The 24,870-nt window shown below is 71.4% G+C and carries 22 protein-coding genes; all 22 read right to left on the reverse strand.

The features are described 5' to 3' along the window. Nucleotides 1–193: 193 nt before the first annotated feature. The 22 genes from VGB24_RS10020 to VGB24_RS10125 all read right to left on the reverse strand — a co-directional run bounded on the left by VGB24_RS10020 (nucleotide 194) and on the right by VGB24_RS10125 (nucleotide 24,850). Entirely contained in the window at nucleotides 194–2,074 is a 1,881-nt protein-coding gene (locus tag VGB24_RS10020) for a potassium transporter Kup (protein ID WP_331072806.1), read from the reverse strand. Between the two features lie 708 nt (nucleotides 2,075–2,782). Beyond that, a complete protein-coding gene (gene recA / locus VGB24_RS10025) occupies nucleotides 2,783–3,832 on the reverse strand; it encodes a recombinase RecA (protein ID WP_331072807.1) in 1,050 nt (349 codons plus the stop codon). A 160-nt stretch (nucleotides 3,833–3,992) separates the two neighbouring features. After that, nucleotides 3,993–5,045: a GntG family PLP-dependent aldolase gene (locus tag VGB24_RS10030; protein WP_331072808.1), complete on the reverse strand. Its 1,053-nt coding sequence runs from the start codon at nucleotides 5,043–5,045 to the stop codon at nucleotides 3,993–3,995. A 462-nt stretch (nucleotides 5,046–5,507) separates the two neighbouring features. Continuing rightward, entirely contained in the window at nucleotides 5,508–5,741 is a 234-nt protein-coding gene (locus VGB24_RS10035) for a hypothetical protein (RefSeq protein WP_331072809.1), read from the reverse strand. Beyond that, nucleotides 5,738–6,493 carry a 1-(5-phosphoribosyl)-5-[(5-phosphoribosylamino)methylideneamino]imidazole-4-carboxamide isomerase gene (hisA, locus tag VGB24_RS10040; RefSeq protein WP_331072810.1) on the reverse strand — a complete coding sequence of 252 codons (756 nt, stop codon included), beginning with the start codon at nucleotides 6,491–6,493 and terminating at the stop codon, nucleotides 5,738–5,740. The genes VGB24_RS10035 and hisA overlap by 4 nt, the downstream gene beginning before the upstream one ends. A 164-nt stretch (nucleotides 6,494–6,657) precedes the next feature. Next, nucleotides 6,658–6,876, reverse strand: coding sequence for a type II toxin-antitoxin system HicB family antitoxin (locus VGB24_RS10045; protein ID WP_331072811.1), 219 nt, complete (start codon nucleotides 6,874–6,876; stop codon nucleotides 6,658–6,660). Then, on the reverse strand, nucleotides 6,866–7,132 hold the full coding sequence (locus tag VGB24_RS10050) for a hypothetical protein (protein WP_331072812.1): 267 nt from the start codon (nucleotides 7,130–7,132) through the stop codon (nucleotides 6,866–6,868). Before VGB24_RS10050 ends, VGB24_RS10045 begins: the two co-directional genes overlap by 11 nt. 145 nt (nucleotides 7,133–7,277) lie before the next feature. Next, nucleotides 7,278–8,564 (reverse strand): peptidoglycan DD-metalloendopeptidase family protein, encoded by a 1,287-nt coding sequence (locus VGB24_RS10055; protein WP_331072813.1) that lies wholly within the window; start codon nucleotides 8,562–8,564, stop codon nucleotides 7,278–7,280. Between the two features lie 110 nt (nucleotides 8,565–8,674). Then, nucleotides 8,675–9,976 (reverse strand): cell division protein FtsZ, encoded by a 1,302-nt coding sequence (ftsZ, locus tag VGB24_RS10060; RefSeq protein ID WP_331072814.1) that lies wholly within the window; start codon nucleotides 9,974–9,976, stop codon nucleotides 8,675–8,677. A 74-nt stretch (nucleotides 9,977–10,050) separates the two neighbouring features. Continuing rightward, nucleotides 10,051–11,310 (reverse strand): cell division protein FtsA, encoded by a 1,260-nt coding sequence (ftsA, locus tag VGB24_RS10065; RefSeq protein ID WP_331072815.1) that lies wholly within the window; start codon nucleotides 11,308–11,310, stop codon nucleotides 10,051–10,053. Then, complete coding sequence (locus tag VGB24_RS10070) at nucleotides 11,310–12,074, reverse strand: cell division protein FtsQ/DivIB (protein WP_331072816.1); 765 nt, start codon at nucleotides 12,072–12,074, stop codon at nucleotides 11,310–11,312. The genes ftsA and VGB24_RS10070 overlap by 1 nt, the downstream gene beginning before the upstream one ends. A 3-nt stretch (nucleotides 12,075–12,077) precedes the next feature. Beyond that, nucleotides 12,078–13,484 carry a UDP-N-acetylmuramate--L-alanine ligase gene (murC, locus tag VGB24_RS10075; RefSeq protein ID WP_331072817.1) on the reverse strand — a complete coding sequence of 469 codons (1,407 nt, stop codon included), beginning with the start codon at nucleotides 13,482–13,484 and terminating at the stop codon, nucleotides 12,078–12,080. A gap of 85 nt (nucleotides 13,485–13,569) precedes the next feature. Beyond that, on the reverse strand, nucleotides 13,570–14,697 hold the full coding sequence (gene murG, locus VGB24_RS10080; RefSeq protein ID WP_331072818.1) for an undecaprenyldiphospho-muramoylpentapeptide beta-N-acetylglucosaminyltransferase: 1,128 nt from the start codon (nucleotides 14,695–14,697) through the stop codon (nucleotides 13,570–13,572). Further along, nucleotides 14,694–15,920: an FtsW/RodA/SpoVE family cell cycle protein gene (locus VGB24_RS10085; protein ID WP_331072819.1), complete on the reverse strand. Its 1,227-nt coding sequence runs from the start codon at nucleotides 15,918–15,920 to the stop codon at nucleotides 14,694–14,696. Before VGB24_RS10085 ends, murG begins: the two co-directional genes overlap by 4 nt. Further along, the gene (gene murD, locus VGB24_RS10090; RefSeq protein WP_331072820.1) at nucleotides 15,917–17,293 is read right to left on the reverse strand and encodes a UDP-N-acetylmuramoyl-L-alanine--D-glutamate ligase; all 1,377 of its coding nucleotides are present in this window, start codon (nucleotides 17,291–17,293) and stop codon (nucleotides 15,917–15,919) included. The genes VGB24_RS10085 and murD overlap by 4 nt, the downstream gene beginning before the upstream one ends. After that, nucleotides 17,293–18,402, reverse strand: a complete 1,110-nt coding sequence (gene mraY / locus VGB24_RS10095; RefSeq protein WP_331025957.1) for a phospho-N-acetylmuramoyl-pentapeptide-transferase — start codon at nucleotides 18,400–18,402, stop codon at nucleotides 17,293–17,295. The genes murD and mraY overlap by 1 nt, the downstream gene beginning before the upstream one ends. Nucleotides 18,403–18,405: 3 nt before the next feature. Then, nucleotides 18,406–19,818 (reverse strand): UDP-N-acetylmuramoyl-tripeptide--D-alanyl-D-alanine ligase, encoded by a 1,413-nt coding sequence (locus VGB24_RS10100; protein ID WP_331072821.1) that lies wholly within the window; start codon nucleotides 19,816–19,818, stop codon nucleotides 18,406–18,408. Beyond that, on the reverse strand, nucleotides 19,815–21,329 hold the full coding sequence (locus VGB24_RS10105; RefSeq protein WP_331072822.1) for a UDP-N-acetylmuramoyl-L-alanyl-D-glutamate--2,6-diaminopimelate ligase: 1,515 nt from the start codon (nucleotides 21,327–21,329) through the stop codon (nucleotides 19,815–19,817). Before VGB24_RS10105 ends, VGB24_RS10100 begins: the two co-directional genes overlap by 4 nt. Next, entirely contained in the window at nucleotides 21,326–23,323 is a 1,998-nt protein-coding gene (locus tag VGB24_RS10110) for a penicillin-binding transpeptidase domain-containing protein (RefSeq protein WP_331072823.1), read from the reverse strand. Before VGB24_RS10110 ends, VGB24_RS10105 begins: the two co-directional genes overlap by 4 nt. Then, complete coding sequence (locus VGB24_RS10115) at nucleotides 23,320–23,715, reverse strand: hypothetical protein (protein ID WP_331072824.1); 396 nt, start codon at nucleotides 23,713–23,715, stop codon at nucleotides 23,320–23,322. The genes VGB24_RS10110 and VGB24_RS10115 overlap by 4 nt, the downstream gene beginning before the upstream one ends. Next, complete coding sequence (gene rsmH, locus VGB24_RS10120; RefSeq protein WP_331072825.1) at nucleotides 23,712–24,653, reverse strand: 16S rRNA (cytosine(1402)-N(4))-methyltransferase RsmH; 942 nt, start codon at nucleotides 24,651–24,653, stop codon at nucleotides 23,712–23,714. Before rsmH ends, VGB24_RS10115 begins: the two co-directional genes overlap by 4 nt. Beyond that, nucleotides 24,650–24,850, reverse strand: coding sequence for a hypothetical protein (locus VGB24_RS10125; protein WP_331025963.1), 201 nt, complete (start codon nucleotides 24,848–24,850; stop codon nucleotides 24,650–24,652). Before VGB24_RS10125 ends, rsmH begins: the two co-directional genes overlap by 4 nt. Between the last annotated feature and the right edge of the window lie 20 nt (nucleotides 24,851–24,870).

The raw sequence follows: 24,870 nt of genomic DNA on the forward strand, positions 1-24,870 counted from the left end.
TCCGCTTGTGGACGATGTGGTCGAACAACGATCCTCTCTGGCTGTAACCGTGATCCCCGCGCGGAGCCGTGGAGAACGGCCGCCAGGAAGAACGGCGGAGGACGGCTTTCTGTGCCATCCCCCAGCCGCCGACCACACGTGAGGCGGTATGGTACCTCGCACGCGGCGTGGTTGATCCGAAGCGCCGGGCGCGCTACAGCTCGATCTGCGCGCCCAGCTCCACCACGCGGTTGGGCGGGAGGCGGTAGAACGAGGTGGCCGTGCGGGCGTTGCGGCTCATCAGCGAGAACAGGTGCTCGCGCCACATCGCCATCCCCGGCTTCTTGGAGGGGATCAGCGTCTCGCGGCCCAGGAAGTAGCTGGTGGCCATCGGCTTCAGGTCCAGCCCGGGCACCTTCACCATCGCCAGCGCGGCGGGGATGTCGGGCTCCTCGGTGAAGCCGTAGCGCACCACCACGCGGTAGAAGCCGGCGCCCAGCTCGGTGACCTCCACCCGCTCCTCGTCGGGGACGAAGGGGATCTCGCCGGTGTCCACCGTCAGCAGCACCACCCGCTCGTGCAGCACCTTGTTGTGCACCAGGTTGTGCAGCAGCGCGGGGGGCGTGCCCTCGGGGTTGCCGTACATGAACACCGCGGTTCCCGGCACCCGCGCCGGCGAGCGCGTCTCCACGTCGCGCAGGAACAGGTCGAACGGGAGCGTGGTGCTCTGCATCCGCGACGCCAGGATGCGGCGCCCCGTCTTCCAGGTGGTCATCACCGCGAAGATCGCCGCCGCCACCACCAGCGGGAACCACCCGCCGTGCGGGATCTTGTGCAGGTTGGCGCCCCAGAACGCCAGGTCGATCACCAGGAAGGCGGCCGCCAGCGCGCCCACGCGCCACCACGACCAGCGCCAGCGCGCGCGCGCCACCGCGGCGAAGAGGAGGGTGGTGAACACCATGTCGGTGGTCACCGCCACGCCGTAGGCGTTGGCCAGGCTGCTGGCATTGCCGAACCCCGCCACCAGCCCGATGCAGGCGAACATCAGCAGCCAGTTGACGCCGGGGATGTAGATCTGCCCGATCTCGCGCGACGAGGTGTGCTCGATGTGCACCCGCGGCAGGTACCCCAGCTGCATGGCCTGCCGCGTGAGCGAGAACGCCCCCGAGATCACGGCCTGCGAGGCGATCACCGTGGCGGCGGTGGCCAGCATCACCAGCGGATAGGTGGCCCACTTCGGCGCCATCAGGAAGAAGGGGTGCTCCACCGCCGCGGGGTCATTGATGAGCAGCGCGCCCTGGCCGAAGTAGTTCAGCACCAGCGCGGGAAGCACCAGCGCGAACCAGGTCATCCGGATCGGGCGCTTCCCGAAGTGCCCCATGTCGGCGTACAGCGCCTCGCCGCCGGTGACGGCCAGGAACACCGACCCCAGCACGAAGAACCCCGCCGCCCCGTTCTGCGCGAAGAAGCGCACCGCGTGGTGCGGGCTCACCGCGCCCAGCACCGCCGGGTGCTTCACGATCTCCACGATCCCCAGCGTGGCCAGCACCACGAACCACAGCAGCGTGACCGGCCCGAACACCCGCCCGATCCCCCCCGTGCCGTGCCGCTGCACCAGGAACAGCCCCACCAGGATCACGATGGTGATGGGCACGATGTAGGGCGTGAAGAAGGGCGTGGCCACCTCCAGCCCCTCCACGGCGCTCAGCACCGAGATGGCCGGGGTGATCATGCTGTCGCCGTACAGCAGCGACGCGCCGAACAGCCCCAGCAGCACCAGGATCCCCGCCTTACCCGAGGTGGCGGTGCGCGGCACCACCAGCGCGGTCAGGGCGATCATCCCGCCCTCGCCGCGGTTGTCGGCGCGCATCACGAAGCCCAGGTACTTGATCGAGATCACCAGGATCAGCGCCCAGAACACCAGCGACAGGATCCCCAGCACGTTGGCGGGGGTGGGGTGGATCCCCGTGCCGTGGTGAAACGCCTCGCGCATGGTGTAGAGCGGGCTGGTGCCGATGTCGCCGTACACCACCCCCAGCGCGGCGAATGCCAGGGTGTACAGGTAGCGCCCGGTGGGCGCTTCGCGTTGCTGCATCAGCGTGTGCCCCGCGCGCGCGCCACGCGCACCGCCCGACCAGCGCGTCCGGCCCCGGCACGGCGACTTTCGGCGTGCCGCCGAACCGCTTCCTCCCGTCCGCTCGCTCCATTTGGATGCGATTGCGTCATCTTGTCCGGTCAGCCCGTCTATCTGGTTCGTGCGCCGAGGCGCGGCGCACGCATCCGTTGCAACCCCGGTGCCCGCCGTGGCTGGAAAGCGGCGACAACCTGCCGCCCGCGCCCCCCAGCGTCAACTGCGGGGGTTCCGTGCCTCCCCGCCGGACATGGCCCGGCGAGGTCTCCAGACGGATGAACGGCGGGGTGTGGGCGTGTCCCTCCGCTGCGCTCCGGGCCGGGCTGCGCGCGCGGTAGGGCACGATACAACCGTGCCCAACCGCGCCGGGCCACCGCCGCGCAGGCCTTCCATGCGCTCCGTCGACCTCGCTCACGCGCGGCGGCGTCCCGGCCCTGCGGGCGCGCATCCCTCACGCATCGTGTCGTTTCGGCGGCGGAGAAGACGGGAGCGGAGAGCTGCGCCGAACGTCTCCGCTTCCTCCGTTCTTCTCCGTTCCTCCGTGTGACCCGTTGTTGCAGTTGCTGTTCTTCAAGCGAAAACCCCTTCCCTGCCACGTGTTCCGCGGCCGGGAAGGGGTCATCACCCCTGGATGTGCTGTCGATCGGCCGAACGCGCTGCCGCGTCCGTGGCTCAGTCCAGAGCGCCCGCCGGGCCGTCGTCGCCGGCGGCGGCCACGCCGCGGATGCCGAGCACGTCCTTCACCTTGCTCTCGATCTGCGTGGCCAGCTCGGGGTTCTCCTGCAGGAACGCCTTGGCGTTCTCGCGCCCCTGCCCCAGCCGCACGTCGCCGAAGCTGAACCAGGCGCCGCTCTTCTGGATCACCTCGCTCTCCACCCCCAGGTCCACCACGATGCCGTGGTGGTCGATCCCCACGTTGAACATGATGTCGAAGTCGGCCTGCTTGAACGGCGGGGCGACCTTGTTCTTCACCACCTTCACGCGCGTCTTGTTCCCCACCAGCACCTCGCGGTCCTTGATGCTGCCGATGCGCCGGATGTCGAGGCGCAGCGAGGCGTAGAACTTGAGCGCGCGGCCGCCGGTGGTGGTCTCGGGGCTGCCGAACATCACGCCGATCTTCTCGCGGATCTGGTTGGTGAAGATCACCGTGGTGTTGGAGCGGTTGATGGCGCCGGTCAGCTTGCGCAGCGCCTGGCTCATCAGCCGCGCCTGCAGCCCCACGTGGCTGTCGCCCATCTCGCCCTCGATCTCGGCGCGCGGCACCAGCGCGGCCACCGAGTCGACCACGATCACGTCGAGCGCGTTGGAGCGCACCAGCACGTCGGCGATCTCCAGCGCCTGCTCGCCGTTGTCGGGCTGCGACACCAGCAGGTTGTCGACGTCCACGCCCAGCTTGCGCGCGTACTCGATGTCGAGCGCGTGCTCGGCGTCGATGAACGCGGCCACGCCGCCCGCCTTCTGCGAGTTGGCGATCACGTGAAGGCAGAGCGTGGTCTTGCCCGACGACTCCGGCCCGTAGATCTCGGTGATGCGGCCGCGCGGAATTCCGCCGATGCCGATGGCGGCATCGAGGTTGATGGCGCCCGTGGGGATGGCCGAGATCGCCACCCGGGGGCCGTTGACCCCCATCCGCATGATGGAGCCCTTCCCGTAGGCCTTTTCGATCTGGCCAATGGCCACGTTCAGGGCCTTGCGCTTGTCCTCGGCGATGTCGACGGCCATTGGTTTTCCCTGGTAGAAGCTCGTTCAGAAAGCCGCCGGGCGGCTGTGCGGACGGATACACCGGACGCCTGGCGGCGTTCCCGAAGATAAAGCGAAAGTTTACACGTTCGCGGCACGATGCACAAGGGTTTTCGCACGGCAAGTTGCCGCGGGCTCGTCCCTATCGCAGAAGCTCGCCGACCGCATCCGAAAAGGCGCCGGAAGCCTGCTCGATCCCCGCGTCGTCCACGTCCAGGTGCGTCACGGCCCGCAGCCGCCGCGGACCGAACTGCACCATGCGCACGCCCCGGCGTTCGAGCGCCGCCAGCAGCGCAGCCGGGTCCAGCCGCGGCTCGCGCAGCTCGATCATCACGATGTTCGTTTCGGGCTCGGCGGCGGCCACCCCCTCCACGTTCGACACGGCGGCGGCCAGCGCCTTGGCCCGGCGATGGTCCTCTTCCAGCCGCGGAAAGTGGTTGCGGAGCGCGTACAGCCCCGCCGCGGCCAGGATCCCCGCCTGGCGCATGCCCCCGCCGAGCCGCCGCCGTACCCGCCACGCGCGCTCCATCGTTTCGGCGTCCCCGGCCAGCATGGAGCCCACCGGTGCGCCCAGGCCCTTCGAAAGCGCGAACATCACCGTGTCCGCGTGCGAAGCGTAGTCCCGCATGGCCACGCCCGAAGCAACCGACGCGTTGGAGAGGCGCGCGCCATCCAGGTGCACCCGCACTCCGCGCTCCCGCGCCACGCCGGCCAAGGCGCCCATCCGGTCCAGCGCCAGCACCTTTCCGCCGGCGCTGTTGTGCGTGTTCTCCAGGCACAGCAGCGACATCTGCGGCAGGTACGGAGACGGCGGGCGGATGCGCTCCGCGACCAGCTCGGGGGTCAGCAGGCCGTCGGGCGTGGGGACGGCGTGCAGCTGGATTCCGCCCCAGGCCGCCGCCGCGCCCTCCTCGTAGTTCAGGATGTGCCCCGACGCATCGATCACGGCCTCCGTCCCGGGCCGGCCCAGCACCAGCAGCGCGGCGGTGTTGGCCATGATGCCGCTGGGAAAGAACAGCGCAGCCTCCTTGCCCACCAACTCCGCCGCTACCCTCTCCAGTTCCGCCACCGTGGGATCATCGCCCAGCACGGCGTCGCCCACGTCGGCCTCGGCAATGGCGCGGCGCATGGCCGGCGTAGGCCGCGTTACCGTGTCGGAGCGAAGGTCTACGGTGCTTTCTGCGCGTGCGGGCATCGACGGCTCTTGGCGGGTTCAGAAGGAGCCGAAAGATCCCGCGAACCCGCCGCCGATGCAAGGGACGGAACCGGCCACGGCTCCGCCTTCGCCAGCACGCGGTACCGGTTCCCGAACATCGGCCAGTACGACTCGTACCCGCTGCCGATGAACCCCATGTTCCGCCTCTCCGTCAGATGGTGAGCCGCCCGCGCATGATCCACCGGCCGCCGCAGCACCCCGCCCACGAGCCGCGCTCGGCTGTTCACTTCGTATACTTGCGACGGAAAACGGAGCGGTCAAGGGGCAAAACAGGGCTGGACCAACTCCGTCGCACCACAGGCGGATCCTGTGCGCTCCGGCAGGGACACAGGTGCGACCGGCGGTCGCACCTTGGGCCGCAAACGTGTGCACGGCGGCACAAAACGAGAGGCGCACCCCGTGTCGCGGAGTGCGCCTCGCATCATCGTCGATACCGCGGGGTCAGCCGTCTTCCGGCACCTCGGCCTCCACGCCCAGGTCGCCCAGCAGCGAGGCCAGGTCGTAGGCGGCGTATTCGTCGTCCATCTCCAGTTCCACCCGCTCACCCGCGCGGGCGCGGTCCAGGAGGGCCTGGGCATCGGGGAGCGACAGCCCCGTGTAGGTCTGCAGCACGCCGATCACCGAATGAACGCTGACGCTGGGGCGCGCGCCGGTGACCACCACGCGCGCGATCACCGCACCGCCCTGACGGCGGCCGCCACGTCCAGCGCACCCTCGTAAATCGCCTTGCCGATGATAGCGCCGGCGATCCCTCGCCCGTCGCGCGCGGCCGCGGCCACCGTGAGGACATCCTCCATCCCGCGCATGCCGCCGGATACGATTACCTCCGCCCCCGCGTGCGCGGCCAGCTCGGCCGAGAGATCGAGGTTGGGGCCCATCATCATCCCGTCGCGCTCGATGTCGGTGTGGATGATGGTGCGCACGCCCAGATCCACGAGCGAGCGCGCCAGGTCGAAGAGGTCGGCGCCGCTTTCCTCCGTCCACCCGCGCGCGGCCGGCCGGCGCCCGCGCGCATCCAGCCCCACGGCGATCCGCTCCGGCCCCCAGCGCTCGACGGCGCGCCGCACCAGCTCGGGGTTCTCGATGGCCGCCGTGCCGATCACCGCCCGCGCCACCCCGGCGTCGAGCACCTCGGCCAGGTCGGCCTCCGTGCGCAGCCCGCCGCCCGTCTGCACCTTCGCGCCGACGCCAGCCGCCACGGACTGGATCAGCGGGCGGTTGCCGCCGTCACCGAACGCCGCGTCCAGGTCCACCACGTGGATCCACTCGGCCCCGGCCTCCGCGAAGCCGCGCGCGACGGCGAGCGGGTCGTCTCCGTACACCGTCTCGTGGTCTGCTCTGCCCTTCTCCAGCCGGACGCAGCGCCCGCGGCGCAGGTCGATGGCCGGGTACAGCGCAAATCTCTCAGGGGTGGTGGTATCGGTCACGGTAGCTCATCGGGAAGAACTCGCGGGCCCGCTACACCCGGGCTTGGGGCGAGAACATGCATAAACATCCGAGGGCACACAAGCCCGACGTCAGAGCCGGGCGCGGCTCACGGAAGCGTTCGGAGCGCGCCTCTCGTGAAATGTGCGTCGCACGCGAGTGAGGTTTATGCGTAGAGGAGCCGCCCTTTCGGCTGAGGAACGGGGCGACCTAGCTCGTGGGCCGTTTCGATCCATTCGCGGATGACCACCTCCACGTTGGAAATCGCTTCCGCGTACGTTGCTCCGTCTGCCGCGCAACCGGGAAGTTCCGGGACTTCGGCGACGTAAGCCTGATCCTCGTCGCTCCAATAGATAATGACTTCGTAGCGGAACTCAGGCGTCATCCGAACCTCCTCCTGCGAGCTTGTACTTCAGGATCACTTGGCGGACCTGCTTGACCTGGTACGCTTTGGCCTTCGCGCCCTTCGGCTGCAAGTTCAAGATTTCGACCACTCCTGCGCGAGTAAAGATGTGATGACTGCCGCGGACGCGTTCGTCGAAGGCGAGCCAATGCAAAAGCGCGCATAGGCCCTCGAACGGGACATTTGCGTCCGCCGTACCGCGCAAGATCTGAAGCAGCAGCTTCTCATGTTTGCCCATGTGTGAAAATTACCGGCACACGCGGAGCTACGCCATGAGGCGCGATGTCATCGGCGTGGAACAACAAAGCGGCAATCCCGGGGGATCGCCGCCTCGTCGTTCACCAGCCGTCTATCCGACCGGCTGAACGTGCCTGCCCTGCAAATCAGCGGCGGGCCAGGCGCGCGCTGTCGCCGTTCGCAGCCAGCAGCGGGCCGGAGCGGTCCATCAGGGCGATCCGCTGGTCGCGGGCGGCGCGGAAGCGGGAGCGCGCGCCGCCGGGGACGGGGTCGCCCGTCAGGTAGCGGATGGAGGTGGGGTTGATGGGCCGCCCGTTCTCGTGGAACTCGTAGTGAAGGTGCGGCCCCGTCGACAGGCCGGTGGAGCCCACGTAGCCGATCAGCTGCCCCTGCTTCACCCGCACGCCCGGGCGGATGCCCTCGGCGAAGCGGCGCATGTGCGCGTAGCGGCTGCCGTACCCGCGCGAGTGGCGGATCTCCACCACGTTGCCGTATCCGCCGCCCCATCCCGCCTTTCCCACCACGCCGTCGCCCACCGCGCGGATGGGCGTGCCCATCGAGGCCGCGTAGTCGATGCCGTGATGCGCCCGCATGCGGCGCAGGATGGGGTGGAAGCGGCCGGTGGAATACGCCGAGCTGATGCGGCGGAACTCCAGCGGCGCGCGCAAAAAGGCGCGGCGCAGCGACTCGCCGTCGCGGTCGTAGTAGTCGTCCACCCCGCCCGCGGTGAACAGGTAGGCGTCGTGCTCCGCGCCGCCGATGCTGAACTGCACCGCGAGGATGCGCGAGGTGCGCGCCGAGCCGTCCGGCCGAACCGAGCGCTCCAGCAGGATGCGGTAGCGGTCGCCCGGGCGCAGGTCGCGGGAGAAGTCGATCTTCCAGGCGAAGATGCGGTCGGCCAGCAGGTCGGCCACCACCTGCCGCTCGGCGCGGGGCACGTTCCCCTCGCCCTCCATCAGCGCCTGGTACAGCGAGGCCTTCACCGTTCCCGCCAGCACCGCCGTTTCCGGGTGCACGGGCACTTCCTCCACCTCGCCCGCCCACCCCGTGCCCTCGCGGTGGAAGGCCAGGTGGCGGTCGGCGTCGAGCCGCGTGCTGAAGCGGCGGATGGCGCCCGTGCGCGTGGACTTGCGGTACTCCACCACCAGCCCCGGCCGGATGCTGCGCGGGTCCTGCACCTCGGAAAGCTGGGCGAGCAGCGCGCGGCTGGCGTCCACGTCCAGCTGGGTGCGGGCCAGCAGCTCCGAAAGGGTCTCGCCCCGGCGCAGGGTGTCGGCGAAGAACAGCTCCGCGGGGCGGGCGAGCGCCGTGGGGAGCAGCGTGGGCGGGGCGACGGTCTTGCCCGCGTTGCGGGACTGCTCGCGGTGCACACCCATGGCGGCGCCCAGGATGCACAGCACACCCGCCGCGGCAATGCGATACGCGTTGGCCATCCGGCCTCCAGGAATCTCGGGTCGGGGACTTCGCCCGCCGCGCCGAGGACCGGCGCGCGGGCACCAAAGACACCTCCCCGGCGGGTGGGCCGGGGAGGCGGGGGGTGCCGTCAGTCCATCTGGCGGCGGATGAAGGTGGGGATCTCCAGGTCGCTGGGCACCTTGGGCTCCGGCCGGGGCGTCCGGTGGAGCGGGGTGACCCCCGGCTCCTCCAGCGGCTGCGGGCGCGGCTCGGGGCGGTGCTCCAGCCGCGGCTCCACCCGGGCATCGGCCCGGGGCTCCGGCCGCGGCTCGGGGCGGCCGAACGCCGGACGCGTGTCGCTGGCGTGCCGAACCTCGCCGCCGCGCGGGGGATACGCCGTGCGCGTTCCCGCGATGTCGGCGGCGGGCCGGCCGGCTCCGTGCGAGCGGAAGTCCGGGCGGATGACGTTGTCGGGCATCCCCGCCAGCATGTCGCGGTCGAAGCCGGTGGCGATCACCGTCACCCGCACCTCTTCCTTCATGGACGGATCGTGCACCGCGCCGAAGATGATCTCGGCGTCGTCGCCCGCGGCTTCCTGGATGATGGAGGAGATGGTGGTCACCTCGTCGATCGCCAGGTCCATCCCGCCGGTGATGTTGATCAGCACGCCGGCCGCGCCGGAGATGGAGATGTTGTCGAGCAGGGGCGAGCTGATGGCCTCCTGCGCGGCCTCCATCGACCGGTTCTCGCCCCGCCCGAAGCCGGTGCCCATCAGCGCCGCGCCGCGGTTGCTCATGACCGTGCGCACGTCGGCGAAGTCAACGTTCACCTCGCCGGTCACGCGGATCAGGTCCGAAATGCCCTGCGTGGCGTGCAGCAGCACCTCGTCGGCCTTCTTGAGGGCGTCCTTGAAGCTGGTGCCCTTGCCGACGACGGCCAGCAGGCGCTCGTTCGGCACGACGATCATGGTGTCGGCCGCGCGCTTGAGCTCGGCCAGCCCCGCCTCGGCCTGCTTCATCCGCTTCTTGCCCTCGAACAGAAAGGGCTTGGTGACGATGGCGATGGTCAGCGCGCCCATCTCCCGCGCCATCTCGGCGATCAGCGGGGCCGCGCCGGTGCCGGTGCCGCCGCCCATGCCGGCGGTGATGAACACCAGGTCGGCCCCGTCGAGCGCACGGCGCATCTCGTCGCGGTTCTCCTCCAGCGCCTGGGCGCCGATTTCCGGGCGCGCGCCGGCGCCCAGCCCGCGGGTGAGCTTGTGGCCGATCTGGATCTTGACGTCGGCCTTGGACAGCTTGAGAACCTGGGCGTCGGTGTTCACCGAGATGAACTCCACGCCCTCCAGGTCCTCCTCGATCATCCGGTTGACGGCGTTTCCGCCGCCGCCGCCCACGCCCACCACCTTCATGCGGGCGTTCTGCGTCATCGTTTCGTCGTACTCGAAGACCATGTGCGGTGGCTCCTCACGAGGGGGAGGGGCAAAGATTCAGAATGGAAAAAACAACAAGTGACGGCACGGGAACTTCAAAAGAAGTCCGAGATCCAGTCACGCATCCGCTTGATGACGCCGTTGACGGAAGCGCCGGACATGGCGCTGCCTTCCGGAGATTCGGAGATGACCCGCCGCGAGCCGTAGATGGCCAGCCCCGCAGCCGTGGAAAACTTGGGGCGCCGAACGGAATCCGCAAGGCCGCCAAGCTCTTCGCCGGGCACGCCGACGCGCACGGAACAGGCGAAGTTGCGCTCCGCCAGCTCCACCACCCCCTGCAGCGACGCGCCGCCGCCGGTGAGCACGATGCCGCCGCCCAGCTGGTTGGTGAAGCCGCCCCGGTCCAGCTCGGCGGCCACGAGCGAAAAGATCTCGTCCACCCGCTGCTCGATGATGTGCGCCAGCAGCTCGCGCGCGACATGGCGCGGCTGGCCCCCGGCGCCGCCGGGAACCTCGAACGTTTCCTCGGGGCTCACGAAGTCCGCCCGGGCCACGCCGTAGCGCTCCTTGGCCCGCCCGGCCTCCGCGTACGGCAGCGAGAGCCCCTTGGCGATGTCGTTCGTCACCGTCGCCCCGCCCCAGGGAAGTGAGGCCAGGTGCCGGATCTTGCTGCCCAGAAAGACGCACACGTCCGTCGTCCCCCCGCCCAGCTCCACCAGCGCCACGCCGATCTCCTTCTCGTCCTCGCTGATGACGGAAAGGGACGAGGCCAGCGGCTCCAGCACCAGCTCGGCGACGGTGTACCCCGCGCGGCTGACGGCCTTGCGCACGTTCTGGCAGGCCGACGCGCTGCCGGTGACGATGAACACCTCTGCCTCCAGCCGCGTCCCCGCCATGCCGACCGGATCGCGGATGCCGTCCTGCGCGTCGACGATGTATTCCTGCGGGATCGCGTGGATCAGCTCGCGGTCGGCGGGGATCACCACGGCGCGCGCCACCTCGTGAACGCGGTCCACGTCGCCGGGGCGGATCTCGCCGTCGGCGCCGGGGCCGCGGCCGACCGCGACGACGCCGGTGGAGGGGCGGGCGTGGATGTGCTCGCCGGCGATCCCCGTGTACAGCTTCTGCACCGTGACGCCCGCCATCAGCTCGGCCTCCTTGACCGCCTTGCGGACGGACTCGGTGGTGGCCTCGATGTCGGCGACGATCTCGCGGCGGATGCCGCCGGTGCGCGCCTGGCCCACGCCCAGCACCTTCACCTGCGCGCGCTGCGGGGCCTCGCCTGACACTTCGGCGATCACCACGGAGGTCTTGTTCGACCCGATGTCCAGGCCTGCGACGATGATAGGGCGCATCAGTTCTGCGAAGGCGGTTGCGGCGCCGGCGCGGGGGCCGGCGTGGGCGCCAGGAGACGGACCACCACCTGGTCGGCGAAGCGGGCGTCGAGAACGGCCCGCCCTCCGCCGTCCAGGCGCCGGTCGACGTCGGCCAGGGCGGCGCGAAGCTGCGTCAGCCGGGGCTCGGCGGCGCCGGAGGCCAGCAGCACCTCGGCGCGGGGCGCGGCCATCACCAGCCGCGTGGCCCCGTCGCGGCGGATGCCCACCTCGCTGACCCGCGCCATCAGCATGGGGTCGGCGTCGGAGAGGCGCGCGGCCTCGGCCAGCACCCTGAGCGTCGCGCGGTCGCGGACGCGAGTCGCGCTGTCGGGCGCCGTCCCGGCGATGGGCAGGTCCACGGGAACGCGGGCCGGGTCCACCGGAAGGATCTCCCCCGTCCCCGTCGCGGGCCGCAGCGTGCCGCTCAGGAACGCGACGGGGCGCTTTTCGACGATGCGGATGCGCAGCGTGGAGGGCAGCCGCCGCTCCACCGTGGCGCTGGCGATCACCGGGTGCTTCCGCAGCGCGGCCTCCCACGCGGCGGGATCGGCCCACACGTTCATCCCGATCCGCACCCCCGACGCCTGAACCACCTCGTGGGGCGCCAGGAGCCGCGCGCCGGCCACCTCCACCCGGTCCGCGGCGAACCAGGGCACCTGGCGCAGGGCGGGCGGCCCCCAGAAGGGAGACGAGCCCGCCGCGGCGGCCACCAGGGCGAAGGCGATCAGCCGGGCGCGGCGCATGGGTCAGCCCTCCGCGAAGCGCGCGTGAAGCTCGCGCGACGCCGCGTCCAGGTTGCCGGCGCCCATGGTCAGGCACAGGTCGCCCGAGCGGATCTCGTCCGCGACGGCGTCCACCACGTCGGCGCGGGCGGGGACGTAGCGGACGTCGGCCCCGGCGGCGCGGGCGGCGTCGGCGATCAGCGTTCCCGTCACGCCCTCGATCGGCTTCTCCCGCGCGGCGTAGATGTCGGTGAGAAAGACGACGTCCGCCAGCGCCAGCGCCTCGCCGAACTCCCGGGCGAAGTCGCGGGTGCGCGAGTACAGGTGCGGCTGAAAGACGGCGACGAGCCGCCGCTCGCCGTGCCCCGCGCGCGCCGCGCTCAGCGTGGCGCGGACCTCCGTGGGGTGGTGCGCGTAGTCGTCCACGAACAGCACCCCCCGCTCCTCGCCGATGGTCTCGAAGCGCCGCGCCACCCCGCCGTACGAGGCGATCCCCCGGGCAATGGCGTTCCACTCCACGCCGAAGTGGCGGGCCACGGCCACGGCGGCCAGCGCGTTCCTCACGTTGTGCTCGCCCGGCGCGTTCAATTGCGCGCGCCCGAGGACGGTGCCCCGCTCGCGCACGGTGAAGGCGGCGCCGGAGCCCGTCATCACCACCTCCTCGGCGCGCAGCATGGAGCCGGCGGAAAGGCCGTAGGTCACCACGCGCTCGGGGCCGCCGTGAAGGCGGTTGACCAGCCGCGCCGCGCCGTGGTCGTCGGCGCAGCCGGCGATCAGGCCGTCTTCGGGCACCGAGGCGCAGAAGATGGCGAAGGCCTCCTCGATGGCTTCGAGCGAGCCGTAGATGTCCAGGTGGTCGGCTTCGAGGGTGGTCACCACGGCCACGGTGGGCCGCAGCTGGTGGAACGAGCGGTCGTACTCGTCGGCTTCCACCACGTACAACTGGTCGCCGCCGCGGCGCAGGTTGCCCCCCCAGGCCGGCACCCGCGCGCCGACGAAGCCCGTGGGCTGCAGCCCGGCGGCGTCCAGCACCGCCGTGGCCAGCGTCGTCGTGGTGGTCTTTCCGTGCGTCCCCGCGATGCCCACGACGGTGCCGTGGTTGACGATGGCGCCCAGCGCCTCGGCCCGCTTGAGCACCGGGATGCCGCGCACGCGGGCGGCGGCCAGCTCCGGGTGGTCGGCGGGGACGGCGGCCGTCATCACCAGCGCGGCGCAGTCCTGCACGTGGGCGGCGTCGTGGCCCTGGTACACCGTGGCGCCGCGCTCCTCCAGCAGCTGCGTCGCCGGGCCGGGCGACGAGTCGCAACCCGTCACCCGCGCGCCGCCCAGCAGGGCCATTTCGGCCAGCGGCGACATCCCCGCACCGCCGATCCCCATGAAGTGGATGGGCCCGTGCTTCGCCAGCTGAACCAGGTCGAACTCGGTGCTCAATCTAACCGCCGCACGGGTGCGGGAAAAGAATCGCCGGACGCCGGTTTGCGCCCCACGGTGCTACCCTTCTGCCACCAAACATCCGTCACCCAACCAGCCGGGCGAGCTCGCGGACGATGCGGTCCGCGGCGTCGGGCTGGCCGCGGCTGCGGGCGCGCGTGGCCAGCTCGGAGCGGCGCGCCTCGTTGGACGCGAGCGTCATCACCTCGCCCCACAGGCGGCCGCCGCCCAGCTCCTGCTCCTGCACCATCACGCCGGCCTCGGCCTCGGCGAGTGCGACCGCATTGTGGTACTGGTGGTTGGCGGCGGCGTGGGGCAGCGGCACCAGCACGGCGGGGATCCCCCACGCGCACAGCTCAGCCAGCGACATGGCGCCGGCGCGCGAGATGGCGAAGTCGCTGGCGGCCAGCGCGGACGGCATGTCGTTGATGTAGGGCATGGCGTGCACCCACGCCGGGTGCCCCAGGTCTTCCAGCCCCTTCTCCACGCGGGCGAAATTGCCCGTTCCCGCGGCCCAGAGGATCTGGAACCCCTCCGGCGGCGCGGGAAGGCGCCCCTCGCGAATTCCGCGCAGGTCCGCCAGCAGCGCCTCGTTCACGGGGCGCGCGCCCTGGCTGCCGCCCGTGACCAGGCAGACGGTGCCCGGCCCCAGGCCGAACTTGGCGCGGGCGGCCGCACGGTCCACGGAGAAGTCGGGCGGCTTGATGGGGTTGCCGAACTCGAACACCTGCGTGCGCGGCCCGGGCTTCAGGTACTTGAGCGCCTCGGGAAACGCCAGGTGAATCTGCCGCACCCGCTTGTCCACCAGCCGCGTGACGAAGCCCGGATACGAGTTCTGCTCCTGCACCGCCGCGGGCACGCCGCGCATCATCGCGAAGGCCACCGCGGGCCCGCTGGCGTACCCGCCCGTACCCACGACCAGGTTGGGCTTGAAGCGTCGGAACACGCCGTTCAGCGCCGTGAAGGAGCCGAACATGGCGGGGAACAGCCGCCAGTTCTGCCACGGCTTGGCGCGGCGGATGGGCTCCAGCGGCAGCAGCGCGTGCGCCACGCCCAGCTCCGGCAGCACCCGCGCCTCCACGCCGCGCTTGGCGCCGATGAACATCACCTCCGCCGCGGGGTCCAGCCGCTTGAAGGCCTCGCCCAGCGCCAGCGCGGGGTACAGGTGGCCGCCGGTGCCGCCGCCGGCAAAGAGCACGCGGGGTGTGGTCATCGTGCGGCCTCGGGAACTTTCGCCACGCGGGCGATGCTGAGCAGGATGCCGACGGCCGCGAACGACGTCAGCAGGGCCGAAAGGCCCGACGACATGAAGGGCAGCGCCACGCCCGTCGTGGGGAGCAGCGCCAGCGCCACGCCCATGTGCAAAAAGGCCGAGACGGCGATCAGGTTGGTCATGCCGATGGCGACCAGGTAGCCGAACCGGTCCGGCGCGCGCGCGGCGATCCGGTAGCCCACCACCAGAAAGCCGGCGAAGATCGACACCACGAACAGCACGCCCAGCAGCCCCCACTCCTCGGCGATCATCGAGAAGAGAAAGTCGTTCTGCGCCTCGGGGAGAAAGCCGTACTTCTGCCGACTCTCGCCGAACCCCACGCCCCCCAGCCCGCCGGAGCCGATGGCGATCAGCGACTGGTGGATCTGGTAGCTCACCCCGCCGGTGTCGTGGTTCGGATCCATGAACGCGGCGATGCGGCGCGCGCGGTAGCCCTCGCCCTGCACCAGCTTCCAGAGCACGGGCACGGCCAGCAGCGCCAGCAGGATGAAGTGGCCGATGCGCGCCCCGCCCGCGAACAGCACCAGCGACGACAGGAGCACCAGCAGCAGCGCGGCGCTCATGTTCGGCTGCTTCATCACCAGCAGCACGACCGCCATCCACACCATCAAGAAGGGCATCAGCCCGTTGCTCAGCGAGTGCAGCCGGTCGGCCTTCTTCACCGCCAGCATGGCCGTCCACACGATCAGCGCGATCTTAGCGAACTCCGAGGGCTGAAACATCACGCCCAGCTTCAGCCAGCGGCGCGCGCCGTTCAGCCGGGGCGAAATGGCCTCGGTGCCCGGCATCACCACCAGCAGGAGCAAAAAGGCCACGACGCCCAGCATGGGCCAGGCGAGCCGGCGCAGCTGGCGGTAGTCCAGCCGCGAAAGCACGGCGGCGACGACGACGCCCGCGACGGCGCCGCCCAGCTGCTTGAGCGCAAAGTAGTGCCCGGGCAGCCCCAGCGCCGCCGCGTCGAACGAGCTGGCGCTGTACATCTCGGTGATGCCGAACGCGAACGCGGCGGCCGTCAGCGCCACCAGCGCGCGGCTCTCCCACGTCTGCTCGTGCACGGCCGCCACCGGAGCCGCCACGGTGCGCGCGCGCGCCATCGGCGTGACCACCGGCTGCACCGGCGCCTGTTCCCTGCCCCGCTTCCAGCGGAGCGCGATGCTCGTCATTCCTGCCCTTCCCGGGCCAGCTCACTGAAGCGGCGGCCCCGTTCCTCGTAGTTCCTGAACATGTCGAAGCTGCTGCACGCCGGCGAAAGCAGCACGGCGTCGCCGGTTTCCGCGAGCTGGCGCGCACGGGCGACGACGGCTTCGAACGGCCCGTCCACCCGCTCCACCGGCGCCTTGCCCTGGAGATCGGCCTCGATCAGGGGCGCGGCCTCGCCATAGGCGATCACCGTCTTCACCCGCCCCTCCAGGTCCGGCAGCAGCTCGGTGTAGGGCTCGCCCTTGTGCTTGCCGCCCAGCAGCAGCACGGTGGGCCGGGCCATGCCGCGGATGGCGACGCGCGTCGATGCGATGTTCGTCGCCTTGCTGTCGTTGATCCACAGCACGCCGCCCGTCTCGCCGACCGGCTCCAGGCGATGCGCGGGGGCCTTGAAGGTCCGCAGCGCATCGGCGATCTGCACCGCCGTGGTGCCCGCGAGGCGCGCGGCAATGGCGGCGGCCAGCGCGTTGGCGACGTTGTGCGGCCCCAGGATCTGCAGGTCTGCCGCGGCCCCCACCGCTTCCGTCACCCCCGGCTCGATGCGGACCAGCAGCACCCCGGTGGAAAGCCACCCGCCCAGCTCGTCTTCGGACTCCGGCGGCGTTTCGACGCGGAAGTAGTAACGCGTCCCCGGCGCGTCGCCGATGAGGTCGCGGGCTCGCTCGTCCTCCGCGTTCAGGATCCACCGGCTCTCCGGCCCCGCGTTGACGAAGAGGCGCGCCTTGTCGGCGTAGTAGTCCTCGACGTCGTCGTACCAGTCCAGGTGGTCGGGCGCCAGGTTCGTCAGGACGCCGATCACCGGCGAAAAGGCGCGGATGCCGCTCAGCTGAAAGGAGCTGACCTCCGCCACGGCCCAGGCGGGCTGCGGCTCGCGCAGCGCCAGCTCACTCAGCGCCGTGCCGATGTTGCCGCCCGCCATGGCGTCGATCCCCGCGGACTGCAGCAGGTGCTCGATCAGCGAGGTGACCGTCGTCTTGCCGTTGGTCCCCGTGATGCCGATCACCGGGCAGTTCAGCTGGCCGAACGCCAGCTCGATCTCCGGCACCACCGGCACACCCCGGATCGCTTCCTCCCGCAGCACCTTCGCGGTGGGCGGAATGCCGGGGGAAAGGACGATGCGCGTGCAGGCGCCGAGCTTCTGCAGATCGTGCCCGCCGGTCTCCGCGTCGCCGCCCAGGGCCCGCACCTGTTCCGCCGCCGCACGGGCAGACTCGGAATCTCCCGCGTCGCTGGCGTACACCTGCGCGCCTCGCGACAGCGCCAGCCGCGCGGCGGCCAGCCCGCTGCGCGCCAGCCCCAGGATTCCGATCGTCTCCCCCGCCAGCGAACGGCTCATCAGCGGATCTTGAGCGTCGCGAAGGCGGCCAGCGCGCAGATGATGCCCATCAGCCAGAAGCGGATGATCACCTTGCTCTCGTGCCAGCCGATCTGCTCGAAGTGGTGGTGAAGCGGGGCCATCCGGAAGATGCGCTTGCCGGTGCCCGTCTGCTTCTTCGTCCACTTGTAGTAGATGGTCTGCGTGGCGACGGACAGCGCCTCGGCCACGAACACCGCGCCGATGATGGCCAGCAGGAACTCGGCCTTCAGCAGCACCGCCACCGCCCCCAGCACGCCACCGATCGCGAGCGAGCCGGTGTCGCCCATGAACACTTCCGCCGGGTGGGCGTTGAACCAGAGGAAGCCCATGCATCCCCCCGCCAGCGCCACGCAGAAGATGGCCAGCTCGCCGGAGCCGGGCAGGTAGAACACGTTCAGGTAGTCCGACGAGTCTACCCGGCCCAGCAGGTACGCGAACACGCCGAAGGTGGCCGCGGCGATCCCCGAAAGCCCCGCCGCCAGCCCGTCGAGCCCGTCCGTCAGGTTCACCGCGTTCGAACATCCCACGATGATGAAGGTGACGAACAGCACGTACGTCACGGGCCAGAAATCCACGTGCCAGCTCTTGAAGAACGGGATCTGGGTCCACGTGGGCGGGATGGGATTGCTGACGTCGAACACGATCAGCACGATGCCCAGCAGGATGCCGACGCCCGCCTGCCCCACGATCTTGTAGCGCCCCTTGAGCCCGCCGGTGTTCTTGCGGACGATCTTCAGGTAGTCGTCCATGAAGCCCACCGCGCCCAGCCAGAGCAGGACGACGAGGGCGATGATGGTGTACCAGTTGTCCAGCCGCGCCCAGAGCACCGTCGGAATCACGGTGGCCAGGATGATCAGCACGCCGCCCATCGTGGGCGTGCCGCTCTTGCCCAGGTGCGTCTGCGGGCCCTCGGTGCGCACCACCTGCCCCACCTTGAGCATGCGGAGGCGCGAGATGATGGCGGGTCCCAGCCAGAACGCCACGAAGAACGCCGTGACCACCGCCCCCGCCGCCCGGAAGGTGGCAAAGCGGAAGAGGTTGAAGCCGATGTAGTACTCGGCCCACGGCACCAGCAGGTGATAGAGCACCGGTCAGCCCTCCGTCGCGGCGGTATGCTGCGCGAAATCGCGCTCCATCAGCGGAATCCAGCGTTCCAGCGCCACCCCGCGCGAGCCCTTGAGCAGAATGGTCTCGCCCCCGGTCAATCCCGGCCGCACCGCCTCGTACGCCTCCAGCGGATCTTCGGCCGCCACCAGCCGCTCGCCCAGTTCCGAGTGGTTCTCCTCGAACGCGCGGACGAAATCACCCGTGGCGACCACGCGGTCGATGCCATGGCCGACGAGCCCCGCGGCATGGAGCGCCAGCTCGCGGTGAAGCCGGTCGCCGTGATCGCCCAACTCGCGCATGGTGCCCATGACGGCCACCTTTTCGCCCTGCGCGGGAACGGACGCCAGCAGGTCGAGCGCGGCGCGCATGCTGGGTGGGTTGGCGTTGTAGCAGTCGGCGATCACGTTCAGGGAGCCGACGCGGACCCACTCGTTCCGCATCTTGGTCGCCTTCATCGCCGCCAGCCCGCGGGCGGCATCGGCGATGGGCACGCCCCACTCCTCGGCGACGGCCAGGGCGAGCAGCGCGTTGCGGACGTTGTGCATCCCGGGAATGGGAATGTGCACGGGCACGCCGCGGAAGCTCCATTCCGTGCTCCCGTCCGGCCTCACCTTCACGCTCTCCATCCCGCCGTCCGGCCCGAAGTTCGCCTCCGAGCCGGAGCCGCAGACCCGCACACGGGCACCGTCGACACGCTCCCGCGTCCCCTGCGGAAGCTCCGGGGGATCTTCGGCGACGATGGCGATGCCGTCCGCGCGCAGCCCGTCGAAGATCGCCAGCTCCTCCTGCAGCACGCCCTCCACGGAGCCCAGCCCCTCCAGGTGCTCCTCGCCGATGGCCGTAATGATGGCGGCGTCGGGCTCCACGATGCGGGAGAGAAGGGTGATTTCCCCCGGCTCGTTGGTCCCCGTCTCGACAATGACGGCTTCGGCGTCGTCGGGCGTCGCCAACAGCGTCAGCGGGACGCCCACCTGGTTGTTCAGGTTGGCATCCGTCGCGTGCACCCGCAGGCGCGGCGAGAGCGCGGCGCGCAGCAGCTCCTTCGTCGTGGTCTTGCCGTTGCTCCCCGCGACGGCGACAACGCGGCCCGCCAGCGCGCGGCGGCGGTGCCGGCCCAACGCGCCCAGCGCGTGCAGCGTGTTCGGCACCATGAAGTACGGGATGGCCGGCGCGCCGTCCGGCACCCGGCTGACGACCGCGGCGACCGCGCCGCCCGCGACGGCCTGGTCCAGGTAATCGTGCGCGTCGTAGTTGGCCCCCGAGAGGGCGACGAACAGCGACCCGGGGACGATCTTTCTCGTGTCGGTCGATACTCCGGCGAAGTCCATTTCCTCGGCGGGAGCGTTCAGCTCCAGCGCGCGGGCGACTTCGGCGGCGGTCCAGCGGAACCCGCTCAAACGGCACCTCCAGCGGCGGTCTTGAGTTCCGCGAGAACCTCGCGCACGACAGTGCGCTCGTCGAACGGACGCTTTTCGGTACCTACGATCTGGTACGTCTCGTGGCCCTTGCCGGCCAGGAGAACCAGGTCGTCGGTGCGCCCTTCGGTGAGTGCGGTGCGGATGGCCTCGCGGCGGTCGGAAATCCGCCGCCGGGGTGCACTTCCCATGCCGCTCTCGACGTCGTCGATGATGCGCTCCGGGTCCTCCGTCCGCGGGTTGTCGGAGGTGACGATCACCAGGTCCGCGTTCTCCGCCGCGGCCTTTCCCATCAGCGGGCGCTTGGCGGAATCGCGGTCTCCCCCGGCGCCGAACACCACGATCAGCCGGCCGCTGACGAGGGGGCGCACCGCCTGCAGCGCCCGCTCCAGCGCATCGGGCGTGTGGGCGTAGTCCAGCAGCACGGTGGCGCATTCCGGCGGCCCCGCCGTGCGCTCCAGCCGCCCGGGCACCTGCGGCAGCGTCCCCAGCCGTTCGGCGATGCGCTCGGCGCCCCACCCCAGCGACCAGAGCACCGCCGCGGCCGCGACGGCGTTCGACACGTTGAAGGTGCCGAAGATGGGCAGCGCCACCGGGGCCGCGCCGTCCGGCGTCCTCAGCGTGAACTCCATCCCGCCAGCCCCGACGCGAACCGCCTCCGCACGCACGTCCGCGGGATGGTCGACCCCGAAGGTGATCGTCCGCCCGACCGTCGCCTTCACGCTTGCCCAGGCAGGATCGTCCGCGTTTACGATGGCGGCGCCCGTGGGCTTCACCAGGTCCAGGAGGCGCAGCTTGGCCGCGCGGTACGCCTCCATGGTCTCGTGATAGTCGAGATGGTCCTGCGTCAGGTTGGTGAACACCGCCGCGTCGAACCGCACCGCCGCCAGCCGCCCCTGGTCCAGCGCGTGGGACGACACCTCCATCGCCACGCGTGAAACGCCCTCGTCCGCGAAGCGGCGCATCCAGCGCGCGGCCTCCACCGGCCCGGGCGTGGTCAGCCCCTCCGTCCCGGGGATCACCTGGCCATCCGCCCCGATCGCCCCCAGCGTGCCGACGTAGCCGCTGGGCCCGTCCGCCGCCAGCAGGTGCCGCAGCATGGCCGCGCTCGTCGTCTTGCCGTTCGTCCCCGTGACGCCGACGAGCGTCATCGCCTCCCACGGATCACCGAAGAACTCCGCCGCGGCGTACGCCGTCGCCAGGCGGCCGTTGTTGACGTGGATGCGCGGAAGGGCGGCGAACTCGGCCATCCGCTCCACCGTCGCCCCCGCCGCGCCGGATTCCGCCACGGCGGGGAGAAAGCGATGGCTGTCGCTCGCGGTGCCGACGACGGCGCAGAACAGCGACCGCGGGCCGACCGCACGCGAATCGGCGGTGACGTCGGTGACGATGCCCGCCGCGGCGTCCACGCCCAAACGGCGGGCGCCCGCGAGCAGGTTCTCGCGGGCGAGGCGCGCCTCGATGGCTCCCAGGGTGCTCGTGCGGCCGCTCATCGGCTGTCGCCCACGATCACCAGCGTGTCTCCCCGTGCGACGGGCTGCCCCGCTGCCGGTCGAGTGGAGGCGACGAATCCGCCGCCACGAACTCTGACGCGGACCCCCAGCGCGTGGAGCCTCCGGGCCGCGTCGCGCAGGGGGAGCCCGGCGAGGTCCGGCATGGCCACGGGCGCCGAGGGCCGGTCATCCACCGCTCGCCCCACGTTGTCGGTCGAAACGAAGACGTAGACGCCCTCGGAGCCGGCGGGCGGCGGATCGGCGCGCCGCGTCCCCGCCGCCCGCGCCGGCGACTGTGCGGGAAGGCGCGTCGCCAGCAGGCTGCGGCGGTCCAGCCCCGGCGAGCGCGCGGCCAAAATGGCCTGAAGCGTTTCGCGGGTGACCGGGGCCGCGGTCAGGCCGCCGTAGTACTCGCCCTGCGGCCGGTCAAGCCGCACCAGGATGGTCAGCTGCGGATCGCGCGCGGGAAAGAAGCCGACGAAGGTGGAGTTGTACTGCCCCGCCTCGTAGCGGCCGTTCGCACCCGTGCGCCGAGCCGTTCCCGTTTTTCCCGCCACCTCGAAGGTGGAAAGCGACGCCCGGGTCGCCGTGCCGTCCGCGACCACGGTGACGAGAACGTCGCGTATCTGTCCCGCCACGCCACGGGGGATCACCCGGCGCACCTCGCGGGGGTCGCGGCGCTCCAGCGTCTTGCCGTCGCGCCCGCGCACCTCGCGGACGAGGCGCGGCTCCATCAGCACGCCGCCGTTGGCCAGCGCGCCGTAGGCCAGGGCCAGCTGCAGCGGGGTGACGGAGAGCTCGTAGCCCGTGGCCAGCGAGGCCCCCGTGGGCTTGGACCAGCGGTCCGGGCGCGGCAGCCGGCCCGACGACTCCGCCGGGTACTCCACCCCCGTGGGCGTACCGAACCCGAAGTCGCGCAGCATGCCGAACTGCTGCCCCGGGCTCAGCCGGGGGACGAACTTCACCATGCCGATGTTGCTGGACACGCGCAGCGCATCGCGCAGCGTCAGCCAGTCGTAGGCGTGCACGTCGGTGTGCACGCGGCCGTCGGGATCGGTCCACCGGCCGCCCTCGCCGTGCACGCTCTCGCCCAGCGTGGCCTTGCCCGTCGCCAGCAGCGTGCTGACGAACAGGGGCTTGGCAACGGAGCCCGGCTCGTACGGCTCGATGAACGCGCCCACGCCCAGCGAGCCGCCCTGCCGCCGGGAGACGGCGGCCAGCACCTCGCCCGTGCGCGGGTCCATCAGCAGCAGGTCGCCGCCTGCCGCGCCGGTGCTGTCGATGGCCGCGCCCAGCGCCGCGTCGGCGATCTCCTGCAGGTCGAAGTCGATGGACAGGTACACGTCGTTGCCGTCCGTCGCCTGCACCACGGGAAGGGCGACGGAGGCCTCCTTGCGCCCCTTGCCGTCGCGCCGCATCACCGAGTAGCCGTCGCGCCCGGCCAGCATCTCGTCAAGCGCCTGCTCCATCCCGCCCAGCGGCCGCCCGTCGCCGCTGATGCCGCCCAGCACCTCGCGCCCCACGCTGCCCTGGGGGTAGAAGCGCTCCAGCCGCCGCTCCCAGTGAAAGCCGCGAGGATCGCCGATCTCCCGGCGCTGCTCGGCGGTGAACCGGCCGGGGAGGACCACCCACTTGCGATCCTTGCTCGTCGCCCGGCGCGCGGCGCTTCGACCCAGCTCCAGCACCTGGGCGAGCTGCCGGACGGCGGCGTCGCGGTCCGTCAGCTCGTTGGGAGCGATGGACAGCCGGAACGTTTCGCGGGTGAGGGCCAGGGGCACGCCGTCGCGGTCGAAGATGGCGCCGCGGCGGGCGGCCAGGGGCACGCGCGCCTGCTGCTGCGCGGCCGCTTCGGCGCGCCACTTGTCGCCTTCGAACCCCTGCAGCTGCACCGAGCGGCCCACGATCAGCACCGCCGCGATGGCGATGGACACGATCAGCAAGCGGCGGCGGCCGCGCAGGCGCTCTTCGCTGTCCCAGGCCCCGGCGCGGCTCACTGGCCCTGCTCCATGGACGAGGCGGGGATGGGCAGCAGCACGACCTCATCGTCGCGCGCCACGTGAAGCCCCAGCCTGCGCTCGGCGATCTTCGTGATGCGGGCGCGCGTCTGCAATTCCTGGATGCGGTTGGTCCACTCCACCCGCTCGGCCTCGGCGAGGGAGATGTCGTTCTGAAGCTTCGCGAGCTCGCGCTGGCGTGCGACGCCCTCCGTCTGCCGCCACACCACGGACGCCAAGCAGCCCGCCACCGCGCAGACGAGCACGGCGCGGCCCACCCAGGCGCGGCGGCGGGCGCGGCGCTCGGCGCGGTCGCCCTGCGGCGCCTCCCAGCGGGCGGCGCGCTCGGCCTGGCGGGTGCGCGCCGGGCGCGGCATGGCGTCGGTGCTCACGCCGCCCTCCACCCGCGCAAACGGGCGCTGCGGGCGCGGGGGTTGGCCAGGGTTTCCTGCTCCGTGGCAGACATGGGCTTTCGGGTGATCGTCGTTCCCAGCGGCGTTCCGCGGCACTGGCACTGGACGAAGCCCGGCGGGCAGACGCAGTCCAGGCTCCAGTCGCGAAACGCGTTCTTCACCAGCCGGTCTTCCAGCGAGTGGTAGGCGAGCACCGCGAACACGCCCCCCGGCGCCAGCGCCTTCCGGAAGCTTTCCAGCGCCCGCTCCAGCGCCTGGATCTCGCCGTTGACGGCAATCCGCAGCGCCTGGAAGATCCTGGCCTTGTCCGCCGCCTCGGCGCGCGGCCCCAGCGTGCGGCGAATGGCGTCCAGCAGGTGGTCGCTGGTGGCGAACGGCTCGCGCTCCCGCATCTCCAGGACGATGCGCGCCAGCTTCCGCGAGCGCTTCTCCTCGCCGTAGCGGAAGAAGATGTTCGCCAGCTCGGCCTCGTCCATCTCGTTCAGCAGGTCGGCCGCGCTGGGCTCCGCGGCGGTCGCCTGCGCCATCCGCATGTCCAGCGGCGCGCCGGGGCGAAAGGTGAAGCCGCGCTCGTCCACGTCGATCTGGTGCGACGAGATCCCCAGGTCCAGCAGCACGCCGTCCAGCGACCCGTCCCCGATCCCCGCCGCGGCCACGGCGTCCGCGAAGTTCGATCGGACGGGGGTGAACCGCTCGCCGAAGCGGGCCAGGCGCTCCCCCGCCTCGCGCAGCGCGTCGGGATCGCGGTCCGTGCCGATCAGCCGCGCCTCCGGACCGCGCTCCAGCAGCGCCTCGGCGTGGCCGCCGCCGCCCAGCGTTCCGTCCAGGTACAGCCCGCCCCGCTCCGGCGTGAGGAGATCCATCACCTCGCGCACCATGACGGGCGCGTGGTAGCCGGAGGCGTAGGGCAGCGTCACGCCGCGGCGGGCCGCACGGCGTTGGCGCGGGTGACCAGCGCGCGGCAGCCGCGGCAGGTGAACCACTCGGTGCCCAGGAACGCGCCCAGGCCGTCCATGGGCTCGAACGGCCCGAAGTGGCGGTCCAGGCCGCAGGGCACCCCCGAGCCGGCCAGCGGCGAGTGCATCGAAACGGGCGGGCGGGGCTGAACGATCATGTCACCTGCGGGGTGAGGGG

Source organism: Longimicrobium sp. (assembly GCF_036399935.1).
GTDB lineage: Bacteria > Gemmatimonadota > Gemmatimonadetes > Longimicrobiales > Longimicrobiaceae > Longimicrobium.